General features: G+C 68.8%; 1 protein-coding gene. It reads left to right on the top strand.

Annotated elements, in window-relative coordinates; genetic code table 11:
* Positions 1-635 (top strand): transposase family protein (locus tag K7G60_RS38635; protein ID WP_225805636.1); only part of this gene is annotated, 635 nt, incomplete at its 5' end.
* Between the last annotated feature and the right edge of the window lie 12 nt (positions 636-647).

Raw genomic sequence — 647 nt, 5'->3', positions numbered from 1 at the left:
TCGTGCCGGTGCACCTGCGCAAGAACGAGACGCTGCCCGCCGTGGCAGCCGGCTTCGGCGTCTCGATCGCCACAGCCTGGCGCTACGTCGACGAGACCCTCGACGTCCTCGCGGCATGGGCGCCAGGCTTGCACGAGGCCCTGACCGGCCTGGGCGAGGGCGACCATGTGATCGTCGACGGCACGTTGATCCCCATCGACCGCATCGCCACCGATGAGCCGTACTCCTCGCAAAAACACCGCAAGCACGGCATGAACGTGCAGGTCATCGCCCGTCCTGACGGCACACCGCTGTGGTTCTCCCGTGCGGCACCCGGGCGGACCCACGACCTGACCGCGGCCCGGGCCCACGGCATCGTCCAGGCCTGTCTGACCCGGCAGATCCTCGTTCTCGCGGACCGCGCCTGCCAGGGCGCCGGCGCCACCGTCCGCACCCCCTACAAGAACCATCGCGAACAGCCTGAGCACCACCAGCAGTTCAACAGCGACCACGCCCGGCTGAGGGCTCCTGGAGAACGGGCCTTCGCGCAGCTGAAGTCCTGGCGCACCCTCCGCCTGGCCCGATGCTCCACCCGCCGCATCGGTGCCATCGTCCAAGCCGTCCACACCCTGCTGACCTGCGGCTATTCAGGATGAAAAGGCTCACTG

Source organism: Streptomyces sp. NK15101, from assembly GCF_020400725.1.
In the GTDB taxonomy this organism is placed as follows: Bacteria; Actinomycetota; Actinomycetes; order Streptomycetales; family Streptomycetaceae; genus Streptomyces.
This window is presented reverse-complemented; position numbering and strand designations above follow the sequence as displayed.